The sequence below is a fragment of the Chromobacterium sp. IRSSSOUMB001 genome, from assembly GCF_023507765.1.
Classification (GTDB): Bacteria; Pseudomonadota; Gammaproteobacteria; order Burkholderiales; family Chromobacteriaceae; genus Chromobacterium; species Chromobacterium haemolyticum.
In genome coordinates, this window is sequence record NZ_JALCYU010000007.1 from 19,193 (window position 1) to 36,586 (window position 17,394).

Consider the following 17,394-nt stretch of genomic DNA (forward strand, 5'->3'; position numbering starts at 1 on the left):
TCAGCTTCCACTCAACAGCAGTTGTGTTTCTTTGGAATCCGGATAACGGTTCTTGAGCGCGGCGGAACATTCGCTTTCCAACACCCTGTTGCCGCTCTTGCGCCCAATCTGCACGCCCAGCCACAGGTCGTCGGCTTGCAGCGCCGCGCTCTTGCCTATCCGTTCGAAATAGAAAGCAGCCAATTTGGCATTACCCAGCCCAAGATGCAACTGTGCTAATTCCCGCAGCGCGGGCGCGAAATTGGGCGCGGCGCGCAGCGCCGCCAGCAAGTAATCGTTGGCCTGCTCTTGATTGCCGGCCTTGGCGCTGCAATGCCCCAGGTTCAAATAAGCCGTCTGAGGCGAATCATACAGCGGGTTGGCCAGCGCTTTCTGAAAATAGGACAAAGAATCCTGCAGCCGGTTTCGATCGCACAAAAACAAACCGTAATTATTGTTGGCCTCGGGGTTGCTTGGATCCAGTTGCAGGGCCTTGCGGTAATTGGCTTCGGCGGGCCCGTCCTCGCGCAACTGGGTCAATACATAGGCTCGGGACACATAGGCCGGGACATAGGCCGGGTCCGCGGCGACGGCCTGATCCGCCGTTTCCAGCGCCACTTTGTAATTGCCGATCTTGGCGTATTCAATCGCCAGTTGGCTGCGTATCGTCGCCAACTCGCGCGACACCTCGGCATCGGCGGCAAATGCGGTTGAACTCACAGCCATCCATAAACAGGCCATCAACCCCATTTGCCGTATCGTCATTGCTTATTGTCCTCTACGAGCTGCATCCATTTGGCTTGACGGCGGGTTTTGTCCATCACTTGGCCTGCCAGTTGGCCACAGGCGGCGTCGATGTCGTCGCCGCGCGTTTTCCGCACCGTCACCACGTAACCGCGTTCCTGTAGAATTTCGCGGAACGCGCGAATCGCATTGTTGCTGGAACGCTCATAACCCGAGTTCGGGAACGGATTGAACGGTATCAGATTGAACTTGCACGGCACGTCCCGCACCAGTTCCAGCAGTTGGCGAGCATGTTCCGGTCTATCGTTGACACCGTCAAGCATCACGTACTCGAAAGTGATGAAGTCGCGCGGCGCCTTTTCCAGATAGCGCTGACAGGCCGCCATCAACTGCGCCAACGGGTATTTCTTGTTTATAGGCACAATCACGTCGCGAATGGCGTCGTTGGGCGCGTGCAGCGACACCGCCAGCGCCACGGGGCACTCTTCGCGCAACCGGTCCATCTGCGGCACAAGGCCGGAAGTGGACAAGGTCACTCGCCTGCGGGACAGGCCGTAGCCATGATCATCCAGCATGATCTGCATCGCGCTGACCACATTGTCGAAATTGGCCAGCGGCTCGCCCATGCCCATCATCACCACATTGGACACGACTCGCTCGTTCTTGGGCGTCACGCCCATCGCCTTATTGGCCCACCATAGCTGGCCGATGATCTCGGCGGTGGACAGATTGCGATTGAAGCCCTGGCGGCCGGTGGAGCAAAAAGTGCACTCCAGCGCGCAGCCCACTTGGGATGACACGCACAAGGTGCCGCGTTCATCCTCGGGGATGAAGACGGTTTCGACGCCGTTGCCGGTACCGACATCGAGCAGCCACTTGCGGGTGCCATCACTAGACGCCTGCCCGGTCATCAGCGAAGGAACCTTCACTTCGGCGCGTTCATGCAGCTTGGCGCGCAAGCTTTTGGCCAGATCTGTCATCGCGTCGAAGTCGGCTTCCGCCATCTGGTGCATCCAGCGCATCACTTGCTTGGCGCGAAACGGCTTCTCGCCCATTTCGGCGAAATGCCGGGTCAGCTGGTCCAGATTGAAGTCGAGCAGGTTGGTTTTCATGCATTCCTCGGGATAAAGCAAAGGCGGTGTGGACGACCGCCTTTTCGACGGAGCCCGTCCATGAGGACAGGCTCCGCAAACAACGGAGTACTATGAGATTAGCGGGCGCTGATCTCGGATGCAGCAAAGAAATAAGCCACTTCGATCGCGGCGTTTTCCACGCTGTCGGAACCATGAACGGCGTTGGCGTCGATGGAGTCGGCGAAATCGGCGCGGATGGTGCCGGCTTCAGCCTTCTTCGGATCGGTCGCGCCCATCAGCTCGCGGTTTTTCAGCACGGCGTTTTCGCCTTGCAGCGCCTGGATCATCACCGGGCCGGATACCATGAAATCAACCAGATCCTTGAAGAACGGACGGTCTTTGTGCACGGCGTAGAAGCCTTCGGCTTCGGCGCGGGACAGTTGCTTCATCTTGGCGGCCACGATTTTCAGGCCGGCGGATTCGAAGCGATCGTAGATTTTGCCGATGACGTTTTTACCAACGGCGTCCGGCTTAACGATGGACAAGGTGCGTTCAATTGCCATATAAATTCTCCCAAACATCAAGACAAGTGGCTAAACTTGAGTATTATGCAGCCACTCGGGTTACCCAATTTTGACGAACCCGATATTTTAGCAGTGTTTTCAACCATGTGCTGCACATTTCTCAGTCTCACGGACCATGCGCGAACAAAATCAACAAGACCCCGATAAGACCGGCGGCGAGACCGACCTCAACAGCAAGCTGAAAAAGCGGCTGCTGATCGCCGGCGGCCTGGTCGCCGTGGCGCTGGCCGCCATTCCGCTGACCGACAGCCTCAATAAACCCAAGGTGGAAATGACCGCCAGCAGTCAGAGCCCCAGCTCCGGCAAGATCATCAAGCCCGCCTCCGCCCCGGCGGAAGCAGCGCCGGCGCCCGCTCCAGCCAGCGCGCCGGCAGCGGAAAGCAGCGCGCCCGCGACGGAAGCCGCCGGCGCGCCGCAAACGCCCAGCGCCGCCAGCCCGGCCAGCCCGGATCTGGACAAGACCCCTGCCGTGGTCAACAGCCGCCCGCCCGTCCACGCTGCGACCCCAGCGCTGGCCCATGAGCGCGCGGCGGCGAAAGCGGCGCCCGCCCCCAGCCCGGCAGCGGCTCCGCCGCAGACGGCAGCCGCCAAAGCCTCGCCGGCCGAACCCGTCAAAGCCCCACCTCCCGCCGCCATCGCGACGGACAAGCCCGTCGCGCCGACCAAGGAAGCCGCGGTCAAGGCAAAACCGGCCGGCAGTTCCATAGGCTATCAAGTCCAGCTGGGACTGTTCTCCAGTATCGGCAACGCCGAAAAACTGGTGAAGGAGTTGAAACAGCACGGCATTCCAGCCCATACCGTCACCCGCGTGCAGGTAGGCCCGTTCAAGAGCCGCGCCGAAGCCGACGAAACCATGGAGAAGTTACGCGGCCTGGGTTATGCGCCGCTGCTGGCCCCCTCCGGACAGTAAGAACCTGCTTACGATCTGCTGCGCATCGTGAGGCGCCATGCGGTCAGCACAACTCCGACATGCTTATGCACCATAACTACACTCCGTTTTTTCGCTCGTTTTCGCCTTGTCTCGCCCTTGCTCACAAGACTTTTAGCAGGCTCTAAGTCGAAATAAAAAAAGCCCCCTTCGCAATGCGAGGGGGGCAAGCTCTGAACTCACTCAATCCATCGGAACGGGGCAAAGGCTCTGCGCGTGGGCGGCCCGAGCAGCCACGACCGCCCCTCCGCCCCCTTCTTTCTGGAAGCGTATTCTCGCCGCCCCGCCCCCTGTCGCTCAAACATTATCAAAACAAGTTCAAACCAACGGCCGGGCATGTAAAAACCCCCTCTTCGTCAGCGAAGAGGGGGTTTTCATCAAACCGGTCCCAGCCATCAGCCCCAGTCCAGAATCACCTTGCCGCTCTGGCCGGACAACATAGCTTCAAACCCTTGCTGGAATTCCGCCACTGGGAAGTGGTGAGTGATGATGGGGGTGATGTCCAAGCCTGACTGGATCAGCGCCACCATCTTGTACCAGGTCTCGAACATCTCCCGGCCGTAGATGCCTTTGATTTCCAGACCCTTGAAAATGACATGGTTCCAATCGATGGCGGTATCGGCCGGCGGGATACCCAGCAGCGCCACTTTACCGCCATGATTCATGGTTTCCAGCATCTGACGGAAAGCCTGCGGGTTGCCGGACATTTCCAGGCCGACATCGAAGCCCTCGGTCATATGCAGCTCGGCCATCACCTGCTTGAGGTCCTGCTTGGCCACGTTCACCGCGCGGGTGGCGCCCATCTTGCGCGCCAGCTCCAAACGGTATTCGTTCACGTCGGTGATCACCACATGACGAGCGCCGACATGGCGCGCGATAGCCACCGCCATGATGCCTATCGGACCCGCGCCGGTGATCAGCACATCCTCGCCCACCAGGTTGAAGCTGAGCGCGGTGTGCACCGCATTGCCGAAGGGATCGAAAATAGACGCCAGGTCATCGGAGATGTCATCCGGAATCGGGAAGGCGTTGAAGGCAGGAATAACCAGGTACTCGGCGAACGCGCCCTCGCGGTTGACGCCCACGCCGAAGGTGTTGCGGCACAGGTGACGGCGGCCGGCGCGGCAGTTGCGGCAGTGTCCACAGGTGATGTGCCCTTCGCCCGACACGCGCTGACCGACGCTGAAGCCCTGCACTTCCGAGCCTATCGCCTCAACCACGCCGACATACTCATGACCAACGTGCATGGGCACCGGGATGGTTTTCTGCGCCCAGTCATCCCAGTTCCAGATATGGATGTCGGTGCCGCAGATCGCGGTCTTGCGAATCCGGATCAACAAATCGTTATGGCCGATTTCCGGCTTGGCCACATCGGTCATCCACAGGCCGCGCTCGGCCTTCAGTTTGGATAATGCTTTCATTTCTATTCCTATCCGCCGCGCCGCCCGCCACTGGCGCGCGGCGTTACGCTTCAGATCACGCCGAGTTCGCGGCCGACTTTGATGAAAGCCGCCACCGCCAGGCGAACCTGTTCTTCGCTGTGGCGCGCCGACATCTGGGTGCGGATGCGCGCCTTGCCCTTGGGCACCACCGGGAAGGAGAAGCCGATGACGTACACGCCCTCCTCCAGCAGCTTGGCCGCCATCTCGCCCGCCAGCCGCGCATCGCCCAGCATTACCGGAACGATGGGGTGCTGGCCCGGCACGAGGGTGAAGCCGGCCGCGCTCATTTCCTGGCGGAACAGCTCGGCGTTGCGTCGCACTTTGGCGCGCAGCTCGGCACCCTCGCCGCCCTTAAGGATGTTCAGCACTTCCAGGCTGGCGGCGGCGATGGCCGGAGCCAGAGTGTTGGAGAACAGGTACGGACGCGAGCGTTGACGCAGCAGATCGATGATGGCTTTGCGGCCGGACACATAGCCGCCGGACGCGCCGCCCAGGGCCTTGCCCAGGGTGCCGGTGTAGATGTCGACGCGATCGGCGACTCCGCACAATTCCGGCGTGCCAGCGCCGCTGTCGCCGATGAAGCCGACGGCGTGGGAGTCGTCCACCATCACCAGCGCGCCATGACGCTCAGCCACTTCGCACAAGGTTTTCAGGTCGGCAATGATGCCGTCCATCGAGAATACGCCATCGGTGACGATCAGCTTGAAGCGCGCACCGGCCTGTTCCGCGGCGATCAACTGCGCTTCCAGATCTGCCATATCATTGTTCTTGTAGCGGAAGCGCTTGGCCTTGGACAGGCGCACGCCGTCGATGATGGAGGCGTGGTTGAGCTCGTCGGAAATCACCGCGTCTTCTTCGCCCAGCAAGGTTTCGAACACGCCGCCGTTGGCGTCGAAGCAGCTGGAATACAGGATGGTATCGTCGGTGCCCAAAAAGCCCGAAATCGCCTGCTCCAGGTCCTTATGCACTTGCTGGGTGCCGCAGATGAAGCGGACCGAGGCGCAGCCGTAGCCGAAGTCGTCCATGCCCTTTTTCGCCGCCTCGATCAAACGCGGGTCGTCGGCCAGGCCAAGGTAATTGTTGGCGCAAAAATTCAGCACATTGCTGCCGTTGCTCAAGGCGATGTCGGCGCGCTGCGGCGTGGCGATCACGCGCTCGAGCTTTTCAAAACCGTCGGTGCGAATCTGCGCCAGCGTGGCTTCAAGATGGGCTAAGTAGGTTCGGTTCATGACTGTCCTTGTCCAGGGATGACAAAAGAATCACCATTGCGCCGCCGGATCCGCGGCGACTCAAAAACTGGCACCATTCTAGCCCAGCCATTTCGCAGCCATCAGAGACAGTTCAACTTGTTTTTCCAAGATACTGTACCCTTGAAAAATTAATACGAGTAGACACTGTCACCATAAAATACCACGTGCCGACAATCGTCACTTCATGTACTTGGCGACGATTTTCTCCAACTTCCCGCTTTCGCGCAGTTGTTGAAACGCCCTGCTCAACTTCAACGCGGTGGCATCCGACATTTTCAGGCTGCAGGCCATATAGATGCTGGTGGTTTGCACCTGCAAGGCCTCCCGGATATGGTCGGCCGGCGTGCCCACTTGTTTGATGGTGTAGTTGGCCACCACGTCATGCACCGCCCAGACGTCCGCCACGCCCGCGGCCAACTCACGCTCGGCCTCCTCAGGCGTGGGCCTGACGGAATAGGCTATATTGTTCTTTTTCAAATAATCCGCCATCGACGAGCCCAGCAACACCACGACACGCTTGCCCTTGGCGTCGTCCAGCGAATTCAAGACCACCGGATGATGGCTGTTGATGAACAAAGATTGATTGCTTTCCATCACCAAACCCACCCAACGGTACATCTTCTCTCTCTCCGGGGAGCGCGTAAAAGGCATTAAGCAGCTGTCCGCGTCTTGCTGCACCTGAACTTGAGCGCGCTTCCAGGGAATCTCCGGCATGCGCACGCTCAAGCCGGCCAATTGCAGCGCCTGGGTCACCGCCTCCGCGGCGATGCCGCTCAATTTTCCACCCTCCCCCTTCAACACCAGCGGTGGATACTCCACGCTGTAGATGGAAAGCGTCGACGGTTCCGCCGCCAACGCCGCCACGCTCCATAAGCTGATCATCACCCATCCCAGTTTCATCCCGTTGCCTCCGCCCAGTGCCCATCACAGTCCTTAACATGATTTTTAGTCCAGCCGCCGGCGTTTGCGCACAGAAACCGCGCAGTCGCCGGCTGCGATGCTAGAATCTGCGCCATGTCCTTGTCCGTTCGTCTTATCCCCGTTTCCCTGTCCCTGCTGCTTGCCGCCTGCGCCAGCACCTCGCAACCCGCAGCGGTGGAGTCCGCCGGCTTTTACCGCGTCAAGCCGGGAGACACCTTGTTCCGCATTGCCCAGAACCACCGGGTCAGCGTGGCGAACTTGGTGCGCTGGAACGGACTGAAAGACCCCGGCAGCATCAATGCCGGCCAGTTGCTGCGCGTCTCCCCGCCCGCCGGCGCCGCTCAAGCCCCCGCCAAGCGCCCACAGCCCAGCCGGCCCGCGGCCAAGCCTTCCGCTTCGGAACCCAGCAAGCCCGCGGCTCGTCCGGTGGCCAACATCAAGCTGGTCTGGCCGGCCAAAGGTCCCATCATCGCCAAATTCAACGGCCAGGGCAGCAAGGGCATAGACATCGCCGGCGAAGCTGGCTCCCCCGTCCGCGCGGCGGCCAACGGCAAGGTCACCTACGCCGGCAAGGGCATCCGCAGCTACGGCAATCTGTTGATCATCCAGCATGACAATGCCCACCTCACCGTCTATGCTCACAATCAGTCATTGCTGGTGAAAGAAGGGCAGGCGGTCAAAGCCGGCGACGCCATCGCCACCATGGGCAGTTCCGGCACCACTCGGGTCAAGCTCCACTTTGAACTGCGCGTCCGCTCCTCTGCGGTCGACCCCATGCCTTATCTGACGGACTAAGCCGCACGGCCGCTTGTCAGCGCCAGCGACGAACGCGCAAAATGCTTTTCATGCATCATGCGCAACTCTATCGCCCGGACAGCATGGTTTCCACTGCGCGGGCCAGAAGCGAGGAAGTCGAAAAGGCAAGCCAATGGGGAGATTACTGTTACTAGGCAGCTTGCTGCTGGCCCTCGGCGCCGACGCTCACGCACACAAGCTCGTCAAGGTGGCGTTTGGCGAATCTCTGGAGCCTTATGTGATGGAGGGCGGCCAAAACGGGCTGGAGCTGGAGATCGTGCGCGCGGCACTGCAAGAACGCGGCTACCGGATTGAGCCGGTCTTCTTTTCCCAGCCCCGCCTGCCGATGGCGTTGAAGAACAAGGATATCGACGCGGTGGCCACCGTCGGCGAACAAGCCGGATTGCAAGCAGAGTATTCCGACGTCTACATCAGTTACGAGGACGTGGCCATCACCCTCAGCAGCCGCCGCATTCAATTGCACCAGGCCAAGGAACTGGGCGCTTACCGAGTGCTGGCCTTCTCACTGGCCCGGCAATACCTGGGCGAAGCCTTCAAGGACATGGCCAAAACCAATCCCAATTACGCCGAAACCGCCAACCAGGTGGATCAAAACCGGTTGTTGTTCCGCGGCTCGGTGGACGTGGTGGTGGCCGACCGCAACATCTTCGCCTGGATGAACCACAAACTCGTCACCCAGTTCAAGGAAAAAACCGCGCCGGTGGATATCCACCGGCTGTTCCCGCCCACCGTTTACCGGATGGCTTTCCGCAGCGCCCCTTTGAGGGACGAATTCAACCAGGGCCTGCGCGCGATTCAAAAAAGCGGCGTCTACAAGCAAATCGTGAATCGTTACCAGAACCTCTGAGCGCGATTGCCGATGACAGCAAGATAGCCTAACCTTCACGGTTTGATTCCGCACCGTCCCGCGCACCGTGAAACCATCCCGTTTGCTGTTTGCCCTATTGCCCGCGCTGCTGAGCGCCTGCGCCAACGTCAGCCCGCCAGCCCCCGTCGCCGCGCCCGTCGTCGTCGCCCCGATTCCAAGCGAGCCGGAGGCCCCCGCGCCGGCGGTCGAAGCGCCGCCCTCGCCTCCTCCGGTAAGCGCGCCGCCGCTCAGGCCGGCCTACAACGACCCGCAGGCCGGACGCCTGCTGCTCAATCGCCTGCTGCCCGCCAAGATTCGCGACCGCCAGGGCTGGAGCAATGACATTCTCTCGGCCTTCACTCACCTTAAGATCCCCTACACCGCGGAGAATTTCTGCGCGCTGGCGGCGGTGATCGAGCAGGAATCCAGCTGGCAGGCGGACCCCACCGTGCCCAATCTGCCCGCCATCGTCTGGGACAAGATCGCCGAACGGGCCCACGGCTATCTGATCCCGCTGCCGGTGGTCAAGGCCGCGTTGATGAAGACTTCGCCCAACGGCAAAAGCTACAAGGCGCGCATCGACAGCCTGCGCACCGAACGGGAAATGAACGATCTGTTCGAAGACATGGCCCGCGAGGCCAGCAAGCTGGGCCTGCCGATGAGCATGAAGAACCCGATCCGCACCGGCGGGCCGATGCAAGTCAGCGTCGAATTCGCCGAAGGGCACGTCAAAGTCTGGCCCTACCCCTACCCGCGCAGTGGTAGCATCCGCCAGGAAGTGTTCACCCGCCGCGGCGGCGTCTACTTCGGCGCGGCCATCCTGCTGCAATACCCGGCACCTTACAGCCAGATGCTATACCGCTTCGCCGACTTCAACGCCGGCCGCTACAGCAGCCGCAACGCGGCCTTCCAAGCCGTGATGGAGAAACTCAGCGGCAAGGACCTGACGCTGGACGGCGACCTGCTCAGCTACAAGGACGGCAAGGTCTACCCCAGCACAACCCAGAGCGCGGTGATCAGCCAGGGCGGCAAGCTGGGCATGGGCCAGGGCGAGATTCTGCGCGACCTGAAGCTGGAGAAAAGCGCGGCCTTCGGCCAAAGCGAGCTCTACCGCAAAACCTACGCGCTGGCTGACCAGCGCTTCGGCAAGCCCGCGCCACGCGAACAGCTGCCGCAGATCGACCTGAAAAGCCCCAAGATCACCCGCAAGCTGACCACAGAATGGTTCGCCAAGCGCGTCGACGGCCGCTACCAAAGCTGTCTGGCCCGCGCGCGTTGATCTAAAGCCCCGCGCTTCTCCGAAGCGCCGCGATTATAATCCCACGTCATCACCCGCCCGCGCCGCTTGCGGCGCGAAGCGGTGGGCGGCTTGAATCCGCCCGACACAACAAGGCGAATCCATTCATGCGCACCACGCTCTCCTACTTTACCGGTTCGCTGCTGTTCAGCGTCGTCGTGCTGGCCGCCGCCGGCTGGTACGGCTTCCAACTGGGCGGCCCCGCCATGGCCGGCTCTTTTCTGGTCACCGCCCTGGTGCTGGCGATTCTGGAAACCAGCGTGTCCTTCGACAACGCGGTCGTCAACGCCAGCGTGCTGCAGGCGATGAGCTCGCTGTGGCGCAAGCTCTTCATGACGGTGGGCGTCGCCGTCGCGGTGTTCGGCATGCGCATACTATTCCCGCTGCTCATCGTCGCCGTCGCCGGCGACACGCCCTTGCTCGAGGCTTTCGCCATCGCCACCCGCGAACCGCTGCGCTACCAGCGGATCATGCATGACTCGCACCTGATGATCATGGGCTTCGGCGCCACCTTCCTGCTGATGGTGGTGGTGGAGTACTTCGTCAAAAAGGAAAAGGACGAACACTGGCTGCCGGCCATTGAGCCGCTGCTGGCCCGATTGGGCTCGGTTGAAAACGCCCAGTCGCTGATCGCCATCCTGCTGATCGCGCTGGTTGCCGCCGCCATTCCCGCCGGCCAGAAGATGGAGTTTCTCAGCAGTTGCTTCTGGGGCTACGTGGTGTTCATGGCCTTGCATGTGTTCAAGCAGCTGTTTGGCGGCATGGACATCCAAACCGCCGCCGCCAAGAACGGCCTGATCGGCTTCGTCTATCTGGAAACGCTGGACGCCAGCTTCTCCATGGATGGCGTGATCGCCGCCTTCGCCATCACCAATAATTTCTGGCTGATCGCCGCCGGGCTCGGCATCGGCGCAATGTTCGTCCGCTCGATGACCATCCTGCTGGTGGAGCGCAACATCATCGGCCAATTCAAATACCTGGAAACATCAGCGTTCTGGGCCATCGGCGCCCTGGTGGCCATCATGTTCGCCGCAGCGCTCCACATCGAACTCGGCGAAGTGCTCACAGGCCTGATCAGCGTCGCCATCATCGGCTTGGGCATTGTCACCAGCTTGCCGGGGCGCAAACGCCATCGCGACTAAATCTGTTTAGGAGCCGTTTCGTTTTGAACTTGTTTACGATCTGCCGCGCTTCGGCGATACGGCGTTGAAAACCGCCCTCGAAATGCTCATGTACCACTTGTACATTCGGCTTTCTCAGCCGTTTTCGCCTTGCCTCGCTCTTGCTTGCTAGATCGTAATCAGGTTCCAAGAGGCCCGAGCCGAAATGCGAACAGGCCTGGAGTCCAGGCCTGTTCTTTTTTTAAAGACCGCTCAGTCAAAGCCGGTAGCTGGCGCCCGTCATCACCTTGGCGGACAACTTCATCACGCCCTTCACCGGGGCCGGCAATTGCGCGGCGCCCAGGTCATGGGCCATGTCCGCATGCTTCAACTCGTCGTCGCGCATCTGCTCGACAATCGCGCGGCTCTTGACGTCCGCCGCCGGCAAACGGCTCAGATGGCTGTCCAGATGCGCGCCCACTTGCTGCTCGGTTTCCTCCAGAAAACCCAGGTTCCATTTGTCGCCCAGCACCCCGGCGGCCACGCCTATCGCCAGCGAGCCGGTATACCACAGCGGATTGAACACGCTGGGCCGGCCGCCCAATTCGCGGATGCGCCTCTCGGTCCAGGCCAGATGCTCCACCTCTTCTTGCGCCGCCTGGCGCAAGGCCTCGCGCGCCTGAGGCGTGCGCGCCGTCAGCGCCTGCCCCTGGTACAAAGCCTGGGCGCACACCTCGCCGCAGTGGTTCACCCGCATCAGCCCCAGCGCGTGTTTCTTTTCCTCCGCCGCCAGCTCCGCCTCGTCCAGCGCCGCGTCCGGATGCGGCCTCAGGCTTTGCGCGGAAGCGAACAGGGTGCGCAACCCCTTGTCGAACTCGACGATCCATTTGTCCAGCATCAATCCACTCTTTCTCGCGCTAACACAATCGCCGGCGATTATACCCGCCTGATACGCAGCACGGCAGCTACTGCTATAATTGCGCGGTTTATCGAAACATTGTGTTCAACACGTTCAACAAGGATTCCCTGATGGATCTCGCTAGCATCGGCCCGGGCAAAGACATGCCGGGCGACTTCAACGTCGTCATCGAAATCTCCGCCAACGCCGCCCCGATCAAGTACGAATTCGACAAAGACTGGAACGCGCTGGTGGTTGACCGCTTCATGGGCACGTCCATGATGTATCCGGCCAACTACGGTTTCGTGCCGCAAACCCTGGCCGGCGACGGCGACCCGGTTGACGTGCTGGTGGTAACGCCGTTCCCGCTGCCGCCGGGCGTGGTGGTGCGCTGTCGCGCGCTGGGCCTGATCAAGATGGAAGACGAATCCGGCGTTGACGCCAAGCTGGTGGCCGTGCCAGTGGAAAAACTGTGCCCGATGTACAAGTCCATCCAAAAGCTGGAAGACCTGCCGGAACTGCTGCGCAACCAGATGGTTCACTTCTTCGAGCACTACAAAGACCTGGAAAAAGGCAAGTGGGTCAAGGTGCAAGGCTGGGGCACGCTGGACGACGCCAAGGCCGAACTGGTCGACGGCATCGCCCGCTTCGAAAAATAAGCGCGCGGCGCTTGCCCTGAAAGACAACCGGCGCGGGTCGCCGGTTTTTTCATGCCCGCCCTCCCCATCCGCGCACATTCGCCTACGCTGATATTGCAACGCAATATGCCATTATTATTTGCTACAATCGCTCAAGCTTGGACGCCTTTTTCGCATCCGGTTAGTAAAGCAAGTGATTGTTACTAAATACCATAAATAATTCTTTTACCCATCGCCGCATTGCAGGTATCGTTCAATGAGGAGCGCCGGGGCGCGCTCAGGACGGCGATGCCGCAGTCGCTCGCCCAATACCCCGCCGCCCGCCGTCATCGCGTCGGGCAGCCCAATCGGAACCATAGTGACCTATATCGCCCAAGGCTCAGCACCGCAACTCCACTGGCTCCAGCAACGCCTGGCCAGCCGAGGAGTGTCCGCGACCGCGGACGCAAGCGGACTGCCGTCTTGGCTGCCTTCCGACTGGCAAGGGTTTTACCTGTCCTCCGGCTGCTGGATCAATATCGACCCCCTGCATCAAGCTCCCTTGCCATCCCGGCTGCGGCTCTGTCTCGAACAAGGCATCTCCTTGCTAGAGCTGGATGGCGCCTGGCAGCCCCTGGGCGCGGACTTCGGCTTCATGCTTTTGCTGGGGGCCGAACCCGCTCCGCCGCCCGCCGCCCTGACCTTGCTGGACGCGCTGGCTCCGCTGCCGGCCGCCTGGCTGCGTTGCGGCCCGGCGGGCAGCGCGCGCTATACCCGTCAAGTCTGGGAGGCCCTGCTGTTCATGCTGAGACGACATGCACCGCCCAGCCCGGTGACTCAAACCGTGCCGGACTGGGAAGCCTCGCTGCGAGAACAGTGGCAGCTATGGGAACAGCTGGTTCGCCTGTCACAGCGCTATCTGACGGAACAAAACCTGACCGCGGACAGCGCGACGGCGCGTCAGGACTTCGCTGAGCCTCCCCGGCAGCAAAACCACTACGCCGCCAGCCTTGCCTCGCTGATTCTCCAGGCAAACGGCTGCCGGCACGCCTGGGAGCGGCTGTGGAGCGATTTTGCGACCCAGTCGCCTCTGGCTTCCGAAAACTAAAAAAGCCCGCACGAATGCGGGCTTTTTTTAACGACAAGGACCGGAATCAGGCGGCGCTGGTCGCCTTCTTGCCGCGGGCGACAGCGGCGCTGGCGGCCTTGGCGGAGTTGGTGGCGGCTTCAACGCTGGCTTCGGCGATTTCCGCGCTGACTTTCTTGGCGGTCTTGGACACGCTTTCGAAAGCGGCGTTGGAAGTGTTCACCAGGCTTTTCAGAGCCGTCACCGCGGCATCGGAGCCCGCCGGCGCGTTCTTGGACAAACGATCCAGATTGCTCAGCAGGGTTTGGTTGCCTTCGGCGATCTGCTCTTCGACAAAAGCAGCCAGTTCATTCTGAGTGGCCAGCGCGGCGTCGTACACATTGCGCGCCACGGAGAAAGCCTGGTCGATGGACGGCTGGGCCAGGCTGCTCTGCACTTCGGCGAAAGCCTTGGGATCCTTGGCTTCGCTCAGCGCCTTGATTGCCTGGGCGTTGTCTGCCAGCAGCTTGCGCGACAGATCCAGTTGCAGCGCGGCCAAACGCTCAGCGCCGGCCAGCACGATGGAGGAGAAACGCACGGCCTTGTCGAACTGCGACTGGCCGAGAGCGGAGAATTCTTGGGTAGTGGTAAACATGACGACTCCTAAAAAATATCCAAAATTGACAGCTCAGCAACGACAGCGAACTTAACCTGCGCTCTTGATGTTGCATCGCAACAATTGCCATTGTGGCGACTCGCCTTTCTCGAGTCAAGAAAATGTTGCAACGCACAAGCCGCTAAACCACTATTTTTCATGGATTTTTACAACACAAACATTCCAGGGACATGACAGCAAGGCCCTTCCCTCCCGCTTCTAGCGATGTTTCCCGCAATTGCAACACTTGCCCGCGCCCAAGCCCGTTACGCTAGCCGATTTCCACCTTTTGGCCCCAAGCCGAGCAACGCCATTGAAAGCCCGTCAGCAACCCAGTACACTCGCCCCATAGAATAAATCTATCTACATGAAGCCAAGTACAATGAGCCCTGCGGCCAACGCATTCGACATAAAATCCGCCAGCCTGGATCTGCTGGCGCTCTTGCTGCGCACCGACGACCTGGATGAGCTGAGCCAGGCGCTGGATGCGCGCTTCGGCACCGGCCACGACGCGCCGGTAGAAGCCTTCGTCCTCGACGTGGAAGCCTTGCCCGCCCCGGCCGAACTGGATTACGGCCGCCTGCTGCCCATGCTGAGCCGCCGCGGCATCCGCGCGGTGGCCCTGCGCCACCCCAGCACCGCGCTGGCCGGCGTCGCCAGCCAGTTCGGCCTAGCCTACACCAGCAGCGCCACGCCGCCGCGCTCGGCGCAGAACGCGCCGGAGCCTGCCGACAAACCCGCCGCGCCGGAACCCGCCCAGGCGACCGGCGCCATGATCGTGGACCGTCCCGTGCGCGCCGGTCAGCAGATTTACGCCAAGGGCTGCGACCTGATCGTGCTGGCCATGGTCAGCGCCGGCGCTGAAGTCATCGCCGACGGCAACATCCATATCTACGCGCCCTTGCGCGGCCGCGCTCTCGCCGGCGCCCGCGGCAACGCCGGCGCCCGCATTTTCGCCCGCAGCATGGAAGCCGAACTGGTGTCCATCGCCGGGGTCTATCGAACTATCGAACAAGCCTTGCCCGACAGCATTCTGGGCAAGCCGACTCAAATCTATCTCGAGAACGAGCGCCTGGTCATGTCCGCGCTCGGCGAGTAACAAGCCATTATTCAAAGGGATCGACTGTGGCAAAAATCATCGTTGTGACGTCCGGCAAGGGTGGCGTCGGTAAAACCACTACCAGTGCCAGCTTCTCCTCCGGCCTGGCGTTGCGCGGTCACAAAACCGTCGTCATCGACTTCGACGTCGGCCTGCGCAACCTGGACCTGATCATGGGTTGCGAACGCCGCGTGGTCTATGACCTGATCAATGTCGTCAACGGCGAAGCCAGCCTGAACCAGGCGCTGATCAAGGACAAGAACTGCGACAACCTTTACATCATCCCCGCCTCGCAAACCCGCGACAAAGACGCGCTGACACTGGACGGCGTGGAGAAGGTATTGAAGGACCTGGCCGAAGCCGGCTTCGAATACATCGTCTGCGACTCTCCGGCCGGCATCGAAAAAGGCGCGCTGATGGCGCTGTACTTCGCCGACGAAGCGCTGATCGTCACCAATCCGGAAGTCTCCTCGGTGCGCGACTCCGACCGCATCCTGGGCATTCTGTCCTCCAAGTCCAAGCGCGCGGAAGAAAGCCGCGAGCCGGTCAAGGAACACCTGCTCATCACCCGCTACTCCGCCGGCCGCGTCGACAAGGGCGAAATGCTGTCTGTGGACGATGTGAAGGAGATTCTGCGCGTGCCGCTGCTGGGCGTGATTCCGGAGTCGCAGACCGTTCTGCAAGCCTCCAACTCCGGCACCCCGGCCATCCATCTGAAAGGCTCGGACGTTGCCGACGCCTATTCCGACGTGGTGGCCCGTTTCCTGGGCGAAGAGCGCCCGATGCGTTTCCTCGATGCCCCCAAGGTGGGCATTCTGAAACGCCTCTTTGGAGGTTAAGTCATGTCCCTGATCGAAATGATCTTTGGCAAGCGCCAGAAAACCGCGGCCATTGCCAGAGAACGGCTGCAAATCATCCTGGCCCACGAACGCAACGGCCGCAGCGCGCCCGACTATCTGCCGGCGCTGCAGCGCGAGCTGATGGAAGTGATCTCCAAATACGTCGCGGTCAATCTGGACGACATCAAAGTACAGGTGGAGCGTCAGGACGATTTTGAAGTGCTGGAAGTCAATATCGTGCTGCCGGAGCACCAGCGCTGAGCCATGACGCTGACCGAACTTCGCTATATCGTCGCGGTGGCGCGGGAGCGCCACTTCGGCCGCGCCGCGCAAAGCTGCTTCGTCAGCCAGCCGACGCTGTCCATCGCCATCAAGAAGCTGGAGGACGAACTGGGCGTCACGCTGTTTGAGCGCGGCGGCCAGGAAGTCAGCGTCACTGAGATCGGCGAGCGCATCATCGAGCAATCGCAGCGCGTGCTGGAAGAAGCCGAAACCGTCAAACGCCTGGCCGGCGAGCATCAGAACGAGTTGGTCGGCCCGCTGAAGCTGGGGGTGATTTTCACCATCAGCCCCTATCTGCTTCCGCGCCTGATCCCGGCCTTGCGCATCCTGGCGCCTGACATGCCCTTGATCCTGGAGGAGAACTACACCTCCCGGCTCTCGGAAATGCTCAAGCGGGGCGAGGTGGACGCCATCATCGTCGCCGATCCCTTCGACGAAGCCGGCACCGTGGCGAGCCCGTTGTACGACGAGCCCTTCGTCGTGGCCACGCCCAAGGGCCATCCCTGGGAAAAGCTTGGCGCCATCGCCGCCAATCAGTTGGCAGACGAGAGCGTCTTGCTGCTGACCCAGGGCAATTGCTTCCGCGACCAGGTGCTGCAAGCCTGCAGCGACCTCGCCAGCCGGCAAAGCCATGGCGGCACGCTGGCGGCCAATCTGCAAGGCAGCTCGCTCAACACCATCCGCCACATGGTGGCCAGCGGCATGGGCGTCACGGTGATGCCGTCGACCTCGATAGGCCCGACCGATGAGTCGCTGCTGTCGGTGGTGCCGTTCAAGACGCCGGCGCCGCAGCGCCGCGTGCTGTTGGTGACTCGCAAGCAGTTCTTCCGCAAGAAGGCGATCGACACCCTGCAACAGGCGGTGTTCCGCTCCGGGCTGGAAGGCGTTTCCATGCTGGAAGGCGCAACGCCAACGCCCTGAGCCGGAGCCCAAACCGCCCCAACCGCTGCGCCCCGT

General features: G+C 61.4%; 19 protein-coding genes. 11 read left to right on the top strand and 8 right to left on the bottom strand.

Annotated features, from left to right (window positions below; genetic code table 11):
• From pilW to ndk, 3 genes are all read right to left on the bottom strand, one after another.
• Positions 1-699: a type IV pilus biogenesis/stability protein PilW gene (gene pilW, locus MOV80_RS10985; RefSeq protein ID WP_232060414.1), complete on the bottom strand. Its 699-nt coding sequence runs from the start codon at positions 697-699 to the stop codon at positions 1-3.
• Positions 700-740: 41 nt separating this feature from the next.
• Complete coding sequence (rlmN, locus tag MOV80_RS10990; protein ID WP_019104100.1) at positions 741-1,835, bottom strand: 23S rRNA (adenine(2503)-C(2))-methyltransferase RlmN; 1,095 nt, start codon at positions 1,833-1,835, stop codon at positions 741-743.
• 98 nt (positions 1,836-1,933) lie between these two features.
• Entirely contained in the window at positions 1,934-2,359 is a 426-nt protein-coding gene (gene ndk, locus MOV80_RS10995) for a nucleoside-diphosphate kinase (protein ID WP_043594449.1), read from the bottom strand.
• Positions 2,360-2,495: 136 nt separating this feature from the next.
• Here ndk and MOV80_RS11000 point away from each other — a divergent pair, with 136 nt between their 5' ends.
• Complete coding sequence (locus tag MOV80_RS11000) at positions 2,496-3,290, top strand: SPOR domain-containing protein (RefSeq protein WP_052052305.1); 795 nt, start codon at positions 2,496-2,498, stop codon at positions 3,288-3,290.
• Positions 3,291-3,703: 413 nt separating this feature from the next.
• On the opposite strand, the gene tdh is transcribed toward MOV80_RS11000, so the two are convergent.
• The 3 genes from tdh to MOV80_RS11015 form a co-directional block, all read right to left on the bottom strand.
• A complete protein-coding gene (gene tdh / locus MOV80_RS11005; protein WP_019104103.1) occupies positions 3,704-4,729 on the bottom strand; it encodes an L-threonine 3-dehydrogenase in 1,026 nt (341 codons plus the stop codon).
• A gap of 50 nt (positions 4,730-4,779) precedes the next feature.
• Complete coding sequence (locus MOV80_RS11010) at positions 4,780-5,979, bottom strand: glycine C-acetyltransferase (RefSeq protein ID WP_249605102.1); 1,200 nt, start codon at positions 5,977-5,979, stop codon at positions 4,780-4,782.
• 198 nt (positions 5,980-6,177) lie between these two features.
• Positions 6,178-6,900: a transporter substrate-binding domain-containing protein gene (locus MOV80_RS11015; RefSeq protein WP_019104105.1), complete on the bottom strand. Its 723-nt coding sequence runs from the start codon at positions 6,898-6,900 to the stop codon at positions 6,178-6,180.
• 114 nt (positions 6,901-7,014) lie between these two features.
• Here MOV80_RS11015 and MOV80_RS11020 point away from each other — a divergent pair, with 114 nt between their 5' ends.
• From MOV80_RS11020 to MOV80_RS11035, 4 genes are all read left to right on the top strand, one after another.
• Positions 7,015-7,716: a peptidoglycan DD-metalloendopeptidase family protein gene (locus MOV80_RS11020; RefSeq protein ID WP_043594454.1), complete on the top strand. Its 702-nt coding sequence runs from the start codon at positions 7,015-7,017 to the stop codon at positions 7,714-7,716.
• 133 nt (positions 7,717-7,849) lie between these two features.
• The gene (locus tag MOV80_RS11025) at positions 7,850-8,584 is read left to right on the top strand and encodes a transporter substrate-binding domain-containing protein (protein WP_081574681.1); all 735 of its coding nucleotides are present in this window, start codon (positions 7,850-7,852) and stop codon (positions 8,582-8,584) included.
• Between the two features lie 67 nt (positions 8,585-8,651).
• Entirely contained in the window at positions 8,652-9,863 is a 1,212-nt protein-coding gene (locus MOV80_RS11030) for a DUF1615 domain-containing protein (RefSeq protein WP_051002782.1), read from the top strand.
• 125 nt (positions 9,864-9,988) lie between these two features.
• Complete coding sequence (locus tag MOV80_RS11035) at positions 9,989-11,023, top strand: DUF475 domain-containing protein (protein WP_043594457.1); 1,035 nt, start codon at positions 9,989-9,991, stop codon at positions 11,021-11,023.
• Between the two features lie 235 nt (positions 11,024-11,258).
• Here the strand turns inward: MOV80_RS11035 and coq7 are convergent, their stop codons facing one another.
• Positions 11,259-11,879: a 2-polyprenyl-3-methyl-6-methoxy-1,4-benzoquinone monooxygenase gene (coq7, locus tag MOV80_RS11040; RefSeq protein WP_019104110.1), complete on the bottom strand. Its 621-nt coding sequence runs from the start codon at positions 11,877-11,879 to the stop codon at positions 11,259-11,261.
• Between the two features lie 131 nt (positions 11,880-12,010).
• Here coq7 and ppa point away from each other — a divergent pair, with 131 nt between their 5' ends.
• Complete coding sequence (gene ppa / locus MOV80_RS11045; protein ID WP_019104111.1) at positions 12,011-12,538, top strand: inorganic diphosphatase; 528 nt, start codon at positions 12,011-12,013, stop codon at positions 12,536-12,538.
• A gap of 337 nt (positions 12,539-12,875) precedes the next feature.
• Positions 12,876-13,604 (top strand): hypothetical protein, encoded by a 729-nt coding sequence (locus MOV80_RS11050; protein ID WP_019104112.1) that lies wholly within the window; start codon positions 12,876-12,878, stop codon positions 13,602-13,604.
• 46 nt (positions 13,605-13,650) lie between these two features.
• Here the strand turns inward: MOV80_RS11050 and MOV80_RS11055 are convergent, their stop codons facing one another.
• Positions 13,651-14,217: a phasin family protein gene (locus MOV80_RS11055; protein ID WP_019104113.1), complete on the bottom strand. Its 567-nt coding sequence runs from the start codon at positions 14,215-14,217 to the stop codon at positions 13,651-13,653.
• Between the two features lie 367 nt (positions 14,218-14,584).
• Between MOV80_RS11055 and minC the strand changes: the two genes are divergently transcribed.
• From minC to MOV80_RS11075, 4 genes are read left to right on the top strand one after another with little or no spacing between them, the layout of a single operon-like run.
• Positions 14,585-15,316, top strand: coding sequence for a septum site-determining protein MinC (gene minC, locus MOV80_RS11060; protein ID WP_233423381.1), 732 nt, complete (start codon positions 14,585-14,587; stop codon positions 15,314-15,316).
• A 26-nt stretch (positions 15,317-15,342) separates the two neighbouring features.
• Entirely contained in the window at positions 15,343-16,155 is an 813-nt protein-coding gene (minD, locus tag MOV80_RS11065; RefSeq protein WP_019104115.1) for a septum site-determining protein MinD, read from the top strand.
• Positions 16,156-16,158: 3 nt separating this feature from the next.
• Positions 16,159-16,416 carry a cell division topological specificity factor MinE gene (gene minE, locus MOV80_RS11070; protein ID WP_019104116.1) on the top strand — a complete coding sequence of 86 codons (258 nt, stop codon included), beginning with the start codon at positions 16,159-16,161 and terminating at the stop codon, positions 16,414-16,416.
• A gap of 3 nt (positions 16,417-16,419) precedes the next feature.
• A complete protein-coding gene (locus MOV80_RS11075; protein ID WP_019104117.1) occupies positions 16,420-17,358 on the top strand; it encodes a LysR substrate-binding domain-containing protein in 939 nt (312 codons plus the stop codon).
• Positions 17,359-17,394 lie beyond the last annotated feature (36 nt).

Excerpts from the sequence above, each read along its gene's own strand:
- rlmN (WP_019104100.1), bottom strand. The coding sequence starts at position 1,835 with ATGAAAACCAACCTGCTCGACTTCAATCTGGACCAGCTGACCCGGCAT.
- ndk (WP_043594449.1), bottom strand. The coding sequence starts at position 2,359 with ATGGCAATTGAACGCACCTTGTCCATCGTTAAGCCGGACGCCGTTGGT.
- MOV80_RS11000 (WP_052052305.1), top strand. The coding sequence starts at position 2,496 with ATGCGCGAACAAAATCAACAAGACCCCGATAAGACCGGCGGCGAGACC.
- tdh (WP_019104103.1), bottom strand. The coding sequence starts at position 4,729 with ATGAAAGCATTATCCAAACTGAAGGCCGAGCGCGGCCTGTGGATGACC.
- MOV80_RS11010 (WP_249605102.1), bottom strand. The coding sequence starts at position 5,979 with ATGAACCGAACCTACTTAGCCCATCTTGAAGCCACGCTGGCGCAGATT.
- MOV80_RS11015 (WP_019104105.1), bottom strand. The coding sequence starts at position 6,900 with ATGAAACTGGGATGGGTGATGATCAGCTTATGGAGCGTGGCGGCGTTG.
- MOV80_RS11020 (WP_043594454.1), top strand. The coding sequence starts at position 7,015 with ATGTCCTTGTCCGTTCGTCTTATCCCCGTTTCCCTGTCCCTGCTGCTT.
- MOV80_RS11025 (WP_081574681.1), top strand. The coding sequence starts at position 7,850 with ATGGGGAGATTACTGTTACTAGGCAGCTTGCTGCTGGCCCTCGGCGCC.
- MOV80_RS11035 (WP_043594457.1), top strand. The coding sequence starts at position 9,989 with ATGCGCACCACGCTCTCCTACTTTACCGGTTCGCTGCTGTTCAGCGTC.
- coq7 (WP_019104110.1), bottom strand. The coding sequence starts at position 11,879 with ATGCTGGACAAATGGATCGTCGAGTTCGACAAGGGGTTGCGCACCCTG.
- ppa (WP_019104111.1), top strand. The coding sequence starts at position 12,011 with ATGGATCTCGCTAGCATCGGCCCGGGCAAAGACATGCCGGGCGACTTC.
- MOV80_RS11055 (WP_019104113.1), bottom strand. The coding sequence starts at position 14,217 with ATGTTTACCACTACCCAAGAATTCTCCGCTCTCGGCCAGTCGCAGTTC.
- minC (WP_233423381.1), top strand. The coding sequence starts at position 14,585 with ATGAAGCCAAGTACAATGAGCCCTGCGGCCAACGCATTCGACATAAAA.
- minE (WP_019104116.1), top strand. The coding sequence starts at position 16,159 with ATGTCCCTGATCGAAATGATCTTTGGCAAGCGCCAGAAAACCGCGGCC.
- MOV80_RS11075 (WP_019104117.1), top strand. The coding sequence starts at position 16,420 with ATGACGCTGACCGAACTTCGCTATATCGTCGCGGTGGCGCGGGAGCGC.